General features: G+C 70.5%; 7 protein-coding genes and 2 pseudogenes. 5 read left to right on the forward strand and 4 right to left on the reverse strand.

The features are described 5' to 3' along the window. Both AC08OX_RS10810 and AC08OX_RS10815 read left to right on the forward strand, forming a co-directional pair. Nucleotides 1–1,592 (forward strand): NAD(P)/FAD-dependent oxidoreductase (locus AC08OX_RS10810; protein WP_476607689.1); only part of this gene is annotated, 1,592 nt, incomplete at its 5' end. A gap of 182 nt (nt 1,593–1,774) precedes the next feature. Next, nucleotides 1,775–2,350, forward strand: coding sequence for a VOC family protein (locus tag AC08OX_RS10815; protein WP_476607690.1), 576 nt, complete (start codon nt 1,775–1,777; stop codon nt 2,348–2,350). 388 nt (nt 2,351–2,738) lie between these two features. Here AC08OX_RS10815 and AC08OX_RS10820 read toward each other — a convergent pair whose 3' ends face one another. Continuing rightward, nucleotides 2,739–3,194, reverse strand: coding sequence for a MarR family winged helix-turn-helix transcriptional regulator (locus AC08OX_RS10820; RefSeq protein ID WP_476607691.1), 456 nt, complete (start codon nt 3,192–3,194; stop codon nt 2,739–2,741). A gap of 268 nt (nt 3,195–3,462) precedes the next feature. On the opposite strand from AC08OX_RS10820, the gene AC08OX_RS10825 reads away from it, so the two are divergent. From AC08OX_RS10825 to AC08OX_RS10835, 3 genes are read left to right on the forward strand one after another with little or no spacing between them, the layout of a single operon-like run. Next, entirely contained in the window at nt 3,463–4,533 is a 1,071-nt protein-coding gene (locus AC08OX_RS10825) for a 3-dehydroquinate synthase family protein (RefSeq protein WP_476607692.1), read from the forward strand. Between the two features lie 5 nt (nt 4,534–4,538). Beyond that, nucleotides 4,539–5,360 carry a shikimate dehydrogenase family protein gene (locus AC08OX_RS10830; protein ID WP_476607693.1) on the forward strand — a complete coding sequence of 274 codons (822 nt, stop codon included), beginning with the start codon at nt 4,539–4,541 and terminating at the stop codon, nt 5,358–5,360. 16 nt (nt 5,361–5,376) lie between these two features. After that, a complete protein-coding gene (locus tag AC08OX_RS10835; protein ID WP_476607694.1) occupies nt 5,377–6,444 on the forward strand; it encodes an ROK family protein in 1,068 nt (355 codons plus the stop codon). On the opposite strand, the gene AC08OX_RS10840 is transcribed toward AC08OX_RS10835, so the two are convergent. The 3 genes and pseudogenes from AC08OX_RS10840 to AC08OX_RS10850 form a co-directional block, all read right to left on the reverse strand. Further along, nucleotides 6,411–7,172, reverse strand: coding sequence for an HAD-IA family hydrolase (locus AC08OX_RS10840; RefSeq protein WP_476607695.1), 762 nt, complete (start codon nt 7,170–7,172; stop codon nt 6,411–6,413). The two genes, AC08OX_RS10835 and AC08OX_RS10840, sit on opposite strands and share 34 nt — an antisense overlap. Before the next feature lie 95 nt (nt 7,173–7,267). Beyond that, nucleotides 7,268–8,397 (reverse strand): annotated as a pseudogene (locus AC08OX_RS10845) (Gfo/Idh/MocA family protein). Then, nucleotides 8,394–9,335, reverse strand: a pseudogene (locus tag AC08OX_RS10850) (DegT/DnrJ/EryC1/StrS family aminotransferase); the annotation flags it as partial. The pseudogenes AC08OX_RS10845 and AC08OX_RS10850, both read right to left, overlap by 4 nt. Between the last annotated feature and the right edge of the window lie 90 nt (nt 9,336–9,425).

Raw genomic sequence — 9,425 nt, forward strand, 5'->3', positions numbered from 1 at the left:
GGCTCAATATCCTCGCCCGACACGGTCACCGCGTGGTTCTGATTGACAGTGGCACGCATCCACGTTTCGCGCTCGGGGAGTCGACCATCGGTGAGACGACCTATCTGCTGAAGTTGCTCGCCCAGCGGTTCGACGTCCCCGAGCTCGGCCATGTGAGCAGCTTCGAGGGCGTCCGCTCCCACGTCACCTCGGCCTGCGGAGTGAAGCGCAACTTCGGATTCGTCTACCACCACGAGGGTGCGCTCCAGAACCCCGAAGAGGTCACTCAGTGCAGCGTCTCGGAGTTTCCGAACGGCCCGGAAATGCACATGCACCGCCAGGACATCGATGCTTACCTCTTCTATACGGCCGTCCGTTACGGAGCCGAACCACGGCAACGCACGATGGTGGAAAAAGTCGACTTCGCCGACGACGTCGCGACGCTGACGACAGGGGCCGGCGAACGGATCCGCGTTCGCTACGTCGTCGACGCCTCAGGACGCAACTCCGTGTTGGCGAACCAGTTCGCCCTGCGAGAGGATCCCTGCCGGTTCCGGACGAACTCCCGCACCCTGTTCACCCACATGGTGGGGGTCACCCCCTTCGACGAGGTGACCCTCCCGAGCGGGCAGCCGTCGCTGTGGCACCAAGGCACCCTGCACCATCTGTTCGACGGCGGGTGGCTGTGGGTGATCCCGTTCGACAATCACCAGCGGGCCACCAACCCACTGTGCAGCGTCGGGCTCAACCTCGACTCGCGACGCTTCCCCAGGGATCCCTCGGTACCCGCCGAGCAGGAATGGAACGCTTATCTTGAGCGGTTCCCCAGTATCGCGCGCCAGTTCGCCGGTGCCCGGCCCGCCTGGGACTGGATCTCCACCGGTCGCACCCAGTACTCCAGCTCGCGGACGGTCGGTGACCGCTGGGCGATGATGTCCCACGCAGCCGGGGCGATCGACGCGCTGTTCTCCCGTGGCATGGCCAACACCATGCAGGTCATCTACGCCCTCGCACCAACCCTGATAGAGGCCCTCGCCGACGACGACTTCTCGGCGGAACGCTTCGGCCACATCGACACGCTCAACCAGACGATCCTGGACGTCAATGACAAACTCGTACACGGCTCCTACGTCTCGTTCCGCGACTTCGACCTGTGGCGGGCGTGGTCGAAGGTGTGGTTCCTGGGCTGGAACATGGGCATCTCCCGGATCGTCGGAACCTACTTCGGCTATCTGAAAAAGGGCGATCCGGCGCTGTTCGACCGCCTGCTCGACGCGCCACATCTGGGCACTTTCTGCCCCGATCTGCCGGAGTTCCAGCCCTTCTTCGACTCGCTCAGCGCCGTGATGGACGAGGTCGAGGCCGGCCGGCTGGCCCCAGCCGCCGCCGTCGAACGGCTCGCCACTCTGCTGGGCGGCGCCGACTTCCTCCCCGCTCCGCTCCGGCTGGGCGATGTGCTGCGCCGCTGGCACGACGGCTCCTTCGAAGCCCAGCGCCACATGTACGAGTGGGGGCGCACGAGTTCCCCCGAGCCGCTCCGCCGCTGGTACGAGTACGACCTCGACGATCTGCTCACCCGCACGGGTGGGGTGCCCACTCCGGCAACCCTCTAAAGGTCGGGCCGCTGAGGGTCGGGGCCATCCCGCCTCCATCCGCGACGGGATCGTCCTGATCGACGGCACCCGCGGAACGGCGAGAACAGCCCGCAGAACGGCGAGAGCAGGGAGGACGGAGGACGGCGATACGATCGGCGCCCTCGCCCTCTGCCTGGGCCAGGGGCATGGAGGGAGCCGCGGTGGTGGAGACAATCATCCAGAATCGGGAGGACTGGATCCGGACGACGCCGGATCCAGCGTCGTCGTCCGTCCGCACCACGCCCCATTCACCGGCCTGCGCCCTGCTGGCGGCACGGGTCATCGAGGAGATGCTGGGCGAGCTGACGTTCCACCATCTCGGCATCCTCGTCGCGGACCTCGACGCTGCCCGGGAACGGTATGCCGTCTCCCTCGGGGTCGATGCGTGGGAGTCGCGGGTCGTCTCTGGCCCCGCCGTCTGGCACGATCGACCGATCATGATCGAGGACGTCCGGATCGCGTTCGGCCGCTTCGGCAGCAGCCTGGTCGAGCTGGTGGAACCCGGCGACCGGCCGTGGACAGGGCGGGAAATTCTCGACCAACGCGGCGAGGGGTTGTTCTCCATCGGCTACGAGGTCGACGACCTGCCGGCGTGCCTGCACCGGGCGGTCGCCGCGGGATGCCTGGTCGAGCAACTCCGGCCGGACGCTCGGAACCCCCGACGGGCCTATCTCGACGCGGGTTCCGGACTACTGATCGAACTCGTCCCCGGGGATGCCGGACAGGACTGCTGGTGATCATTGTCCGAAACCTGCCGTCCTCGCGGGCTTGTCCTGACAGCCATCCAAATGTCATCATCAATCGAGGCCGCCCGGCACCCCCCGAGCCGGGCGGCCTCCCTGCAGGTACGGGCCTCCCGATGTTCCGCGGGCGCCGCTATGTCGCCGTGCGCGTCTCCCCCGTCGCTAGCGGCCAGCGTAAGGCGAGAATCTCCAAACCGCCGGCGTCGAGAGATGAAGCATTGACGACACTCGTTGACAACACTCGTCACCCGTTCCTCGAACCAGAAAAGGCCGAGCCGTCAGGAGCCGTGAACGGCAATCCCGATGATCACGCCGATGAGCGTCGTCGCGATGGCGACGAAGGTTGCAATCTTCCCCCGTCCGCTGCCCTGATTCGGCCTGGTCACCGGCCCCGACCGGCAAGATGCTCCGCGACAAAGCGTTCCATGCCGGCGACGAAGGCACGCGCGTCCTCGGCGGGCCAGTCGTCGAGCGTGCGCTGGAAGACGTCGGCCAGCCGACGCCGAGAGCGATCGATGGCGGCCCGGCCCTCGTCGGTGAGCGTCAGGCGGACCGCGCGGGCGTCATCGGGATCGGCCGAACGGCGCAGCAACCCGAGCGCCTCGAGACGATCACTGTGCCGGCTCACCACCGAACGGTCGATGCCGATCTCCATGCTCAGCTTGCGCGCCGTGGTCTGGCCCGTACGGGCCAGACCGTTGAGCACGGGGTAGACAGCCTCGTCGAGTCCGACGTCCGCCGAGGAGAGCAACTCCCCGAACAGACGCGTCCGGTTCGGCCGGGTGAGGAGAAGTCCGAGCGCTGTCGCGAGCCTCGCGCCGTCGTCTGAACCCACCACACGACCCTACTCTGCGTGCACCATGCACCAATTCGTGCGGGGTGCGGATCCACGCGGGGGCACCGACCCACGCGGGGCGTTCGGTGGCGCGCGGGAGCGACGAAGACGAACGGAAGGAGGAAGTGCGATGGCTCACACCCAACCCGGCGGAAGGGGGCGACTGCCGGGCACGGCAGAATTGCCGGGGCGGCCCCGTGCAGAACCACCGCAAGGCACCAGGCAGGTGCCAGCACGCGACCGCGGATCCGGAAGGCACACCGTGACGGGCATGCTCACAGCACAGCGGACGAGTCCGATCGAGCAGATCACCGCCGATCATCGACGGGTCTCGGTGGACCTCGGCTCACGCAGCTATCCGATCGATATCGGTCCCGGGGTCCGCCGAATCCTGCCCGACATCGTCGCGCGGATCGGCGCCCGGCGGGCCGTCATCGTCTCGGCGCGGCCGCAGGACGCGGTCCCCGACCCGGGCGTGCCGGTACTGCGGCTGGCCGCACGGGACGGCGAGGCGGACAAGAACCTGTCGAACGTCGAGGCGCTCTGCGGCCGGTTCGCGGCTTTCGGGCTGACCCGGTCGGACGTCGTCATCTCCTGCGGCGGGGGGACCACCACGGACGTCGTCGGGCTCGCCGCGGCGCTGTACCACCGCGGCGTGGCGGTGGTACACCTCCCGACATCCCTGCTCGCCCAGGTGGACGCGAGCGTCGGCGGGAAGACGGCGGTGAACCTGCCCGCCGGCAAGAACCTCCTCGGTGTCTACTGGCAACCCAGCGCCGTCCTCTGCGACACCGACCACCTGCGGACCCTGCCCCGGCGGGAGTGGATCAACGGCTACGGCGAGATCGCGCGGGCCCACTTCATCGGCACCGGGGACCTGCGCGGTCTGCCGGTGACGGAGCAGATCACCGCCAGCGTGGCGCTCAAGGCCGCCGTCGTCGCCCGGGACGAACGGGACTCAAGCCTGCGCCACATCCTCAACTACGGCCACACCCTGGGACATGCCCTGGAGCGCGTCACCGACTTCGCGCTGCGCCACGGTGAGGCGGTGGCGATCGGCACCGTGTTCGCCGGCCGTCTCGCCGGGGAGCTCGGCCGGATCGGGGACGATCGGGTCCGCGAGCACCTGGACGTGGTCCGCGGCTACGGGCTGCCGACGGCCCTGCCCACCGAGGCGGACGCCGCCGAGCTCGTCGCCGTGATGCGTCTGGACAAGAAGTCGACGAACACCGGCCTCACCTTCGTGCTCGACGGTGCGGACGGCCCACAACTGGTGGGCGACATTCCGGAGAACCCGGTCATGAAGACGCTCGGCGACATGCCGCGCGGGCCGCTGGCCTGACGCCCGTGCCACCGGCCGCGTGTGCTATCACGGGCGCCACCCGCCTGTTCGCCGTCGTCGGGGATCCCGTCGAACAGGTACAGGCGCCGTCGTTGCTCAATCCGCTGTTCGACGAACTCGGGCTTGACGCCGTCCTCGTACCGGTGCACGCCCGGCCGGCGGACTTCCCCGCCGTGCTCGATGGACTCCGGCGCATCGAGAACCTGGACGGCATCCTGATCACGATTCCGCACAAGGCCGCCGCCTGCGCCCTCGCCGACGAACGCAGTCCGGCGGCCGCGATCAGCGGGAGCGCCAACGCACTGCGCCGCGGCCCGTCCGGGCGCTGGCAGGCCGACAACTTCGACGGAGCGGGATTCGTCCGGGGGCTGACGGCCGCCGGACGTCCGGTGGCCGGAACGCGGGTCTCGCTACTGGGCGCGGGCGGCGCCGGCAGCGCCATCGCGGCCGCGCTGCTCGACGCCGGCAGCACACGGCTGTCGATCTACGATCCGGATCGGGAGAAGCGCGACGGCCTGCTCGCCCGCCTCGACGAGCACTGGCCGGGCCGCGCCGTCGGCGTCGCGACACCCCTGCTGCACGATGTCGATCTCGCGGTGAACGCCACGCCGCTCGGCCTGCGTCCGAACGATCCGCTCCCCTTCCCGCCGGATGGGCTCGCGGCGGGCTGCGTCGTGGCGGACATCATCATGAAACCGCCCGACACCCGCCTACTGCGGGCCGCGGCCGCACTCGGCCTGCCGACCCATCCGGGCATCCACATGCTCGCCCACCAGATCGGCTTCTACCGCTCATTCTTCGATCTCGTCCCGGCGGCACCCGCCTGACGACCTGCGAGGGCTCATGCGTGCACCATCCCCAACCGGCTGTCTGGGTATCGACGTGGGCGGCACCAAGGTCGCGCTGCGCATCGAGGCCGCACAGGCCGGGGCCGCACAGGCCGAGGCCGCACAGGCCGGGGCCGCACAGGCCGAGGCCGCACAGGCCGGGACGGCACAGGCCGGGGCGAACCCGATGGGAGGCGACGAGCAGATCGGCCCGAGCAGGCCGAGCGGACCGGAGGGTCCCGTCAGGCCGGTGGAGACAACCTTCCAGTGGTCGCCGTCGGCGACCGCCACCCAGGACATCGACGATCTCGCCGCACACGTTGCCGCGCTGACCGCCCGATGGGGCGGTCGGGTTGACGCCGTCGGCGTGGCGATGCCCGCGACCATCGACGCCGCCGGCCGGGTCACAACATGGCCGGGCCGGCCGGCCTGGACCGGGCTCGACCTCGGCGCCGCGCTGCGGGATCTGCTGCCGGGCAGCACCGTGGTCTGCGGCGACGACGGCGATCTGGCCGCGCTCGCAGAGGCGGACGCGGCCGGCTGTGAGAACGTGGTCTACCTGGGAGTCGGGACGGGCGTCGGCGGCGGGATCGTGCTCGGCGGCCGGTCCTGCCCGGGGCCCGGTCGCGGCTCCAGCGAGATCGGACATCTGATCATCTCGTCCGACGGGCCCAGCTGCGACTGCGGCCGCCGCGGATGTGTGCAGGCAACCGCGTCCGGGCCGGCCACCCTGCGCCGGGCCACCCAGCGGCGTGGTGCGGAGGTGACCTTCGCCGAACTGCGCGCAGCCTGGCTCGCGGCCGACGCCTGGGCGGTGCGGACGGTGGGCGAGAGTGCCGCGGCGATCGCCACGGCCGTCGTCGGGCTGACCGAACTGCTGCATCCCGCAATGGCGGTGGTCGGCGGCGGGTTCGCGGCCGGCCTGCCTGGATTTCCGCGGGCGGTCGCCGAGCACGCCCAGACCCTTGCCCGCCCGGGACATCCGCCCGCGCCCGTCCGCCCAGCGTTGCTGGGCGGCCTGTCCTCCCTGTTCGGAGCGCTCCTGGCGGCTCAGTCGCCGGCGAGGATCGGCCGGCTGGCCTGAGCTGCGGGGACACCGGCGGTGCCGGCGGGTTCGACCGGGTGCGGCCGGAGAAGGGACAGCAACTCCGCGGGCCGGCGCAGCACCGCGTCCGGCCCGGCCGCGACCAGCTCGGCGCCGTCCGCCTCGCCCCACAGCGCGGCCACCGCCATCACGCCGGCCGCACGCGCGCTCTCCAGGTCGGCGACCGCGTCCCCGATCATCATCGCCTCATTCGGCGCCACGCCCAACAGCTCAAGTGCCCGGTTCACGATGTCCGGCGCCGTCTTGGGACGGGCGATCTCATCAGAGCCGATGACATAATCGAAGATCGGCAGAATGTCGAGCTCACCCAGCAGGTGCCGGGCCCGTGGACCCGCCTTGCCGGTGGCGACCGCGAGCCCGAGGCCGCGCTCGTGCAGGCTCCGCAGCAGCGCGGCGACCCCTTCGAAGAGCACCACCTGGTGGGCCAGCCGATAGCTCTCGCGGACGAACGGCTCCTCCATCTCCAGCGGCAAATTCATAATCCGCATGATGTCCGGGAAGTACCGTCCCAGGTGCCGGTTGTACTCCTCGAACGGGGGCTCGCCGGGACCCACGACCTCGGCGTAGGCGATCGTGAACGCCTGCCGCATCACTCCGAAGCTGTCGACCAGCACCCCGTCGAGATCGAAGATGACCGCACGTTTCCGTGTTCCGGACGCCGCACCGGTCCCGATGGTCGTCCCCGCCCCAGTCCCGGTGGTGGTCATGGCCGACCAGGGTTTCAGCTCAGTTCCCACGTGCCCCCCGGGCTCGACGTTGGGTGCCGTTCGATATTCGTGACACAAGTCGTGGATGCGTGACCTCAGCGAGCCGCGTGCGCGAGCGGCGCGACGGACCGGTGCGAGCGCGCGGAGTCGTAGAATCTCTCGATGGCGGCGATGGTCGGGCGGACCTCCTCGATCGCCCGCCCCGGGACGCGGGATCCGCCAGCAGCGCGGGCAGTTCGTCGAGCTGGCGGCGGTACTCCGTCCCGATCGGTTCGTCGGGCACAGGCACCGCCACGGTCTCGCCGGCCCGGGTGCGGGTCAGAACCGAACGATCCTGCCGGTTTGGGCCGAAACCGAACGTGCAGCGCAACGACGCGGTGCCCGCGGCACCCTCGACGTTGATCAGGGTGACGTCCCGGGCCTCGTGCGAGGCCCAGCTCGCCCGCAACGACACCGAGACCCCGTTCTCGGTGACCAGGAAGCCACGTGCGGTGTCCTCGACGTCACCGCCGGCGCCGACAGCCGGCCCGGTGCCATCGTCGTGACGCCAGGAGGCCGCCCAGGAGCCGTCGCTGACGAAGTCGTCCGAGATCGTCCCGACCACCTGCTGGAAACGGACGCTGCCCAGCAGCGGGGTGAGGGTGTCGAGCAGGTGCCAGCCGAGGTCTACCAGGGCTCCGCCGCCGGAGAGGTCCCGCCGGGTGAACCAGCCACCGGCGTCGGGAATGCCCCGGGCCCGGATCCAGGCGAGATCGACGTGCCGGATGGCACCGAGCCCGTCGGCGAGCTCGTAGAGCCGGCTGACATCCGCCCGGTACCGCGCGGCGCTCCCAGCGAGCAGGATGGCGTCGCCCGCGCACTCGGCCGCCGCGAGCCGGTCGGCCTCGGCCGAGCTCAGGCACACCGGCTTCTCCAGGAAAACCGGAATACCGGCGCTCAGCAGCCGGGCTGCGATGTCGGCGTGCCGGTGGTTGGGCACCGCCACGACCGCGAGGTCGACCTGAGTCCGGTCGATCTCGTCGACGTCGGCGAGCACGGCCAGGCCCGGGCCGGCCCCGGCCGCCGCCCGGCGGGCCCCGGAATCGGAATCGACGGCCGTGACCACGACGAACTCCGGGTGTTCTCGCAGCCGGGGAAGCCAGATCGACCGGCCGGCCCAGCCCAGCCCCACCACGGCGACCCGCAGCGGAGTCCGCGTGGGGTTGCCGGTCTCGCCTCGGCTCACAGCTCGGCCAGGGTCTCGGCCACGATGGCCGCGACCTGGTGCATCTGTTCTTCGGTGCCGAGCAACGTCCGATGGTGCAGCCAGACGCCGTCCGCGCTGATCGCCTCGGTGTTCGGGCAGCGCTTCGCGATCTCGTCCACCGTTTCGTCCGGGGCGCCGGTCTCCCAGAAGCCGTTGGACCGGTAGATCGCCCGGAACGCGGCGAAAGCGGGCAGCCCGCGGTCCACAAGGGCGTCGACGAACGCGTTGCGGCGCTCCTCACTGAACCCGGGCAACCGGAACATCGCCATGTAGCGCGGATTGCGGTCACACCGGTCGTCGCGGCCCTGCGGGACGACGCCCGGGATGTCGGCAAGCGCGCCCGCCAGCACCGGCCAGCGCTCCTCACGCGTGTCAATCTGGCTGGCCAGGCGGCCGAGTTGGGCACGCAGGACCGCGGCGGAGAACTCGTTGAGCCGGAAATTCGACCCGGAGGTCTGGTGGAGGTACCGGCGGTCCGTGCGTGGCCGCCCGCAACTGTGCCGCAGGAAGCCGAGTTCGTACAGCTCGGCGTCGGGGAAGGTGACCGCGCCGCCCTCGCCGGCGGTCATGAGCTTGCCGTTCTGGAAGCTGAACGCCGCCACCGAGCCCAGCTCGCCGAGCTTCTTACCCTGCCACTGCGCACCGTGCGCGTGCGCCGCGTCCTGGATCAGCGGAACCCCGGCATCCGCGGACAGCTTCGCCAGGGCGTCCATGTCGCAGACCTGGCCCGCCATATGCACCGGCATGATCGCCCGAGTGCGCGGGGTCACCGCGGCCGCCGCGGCGGTGGCCTCGATGCAGTACGTGCCCGGGTCGATGTCGACCGGCACGGCCACCGCGCCGAGGCGCTGGGCCGCCTGCGAGGAGGAGATGAAGGTGAACGCCGGCACGATGACCTCACTGCCGGGTCCAACCCCAGGGCCGCGCAGAGATTACGCTACGCTGTGATCGGTGACGTTTTGTAGACGTGCTGTGGGGTGACTCGGGGCGCCCTGGGCGACACAGCG

This window comes from Frankia sp. CoBUL1, assembly GCF_978021245.1.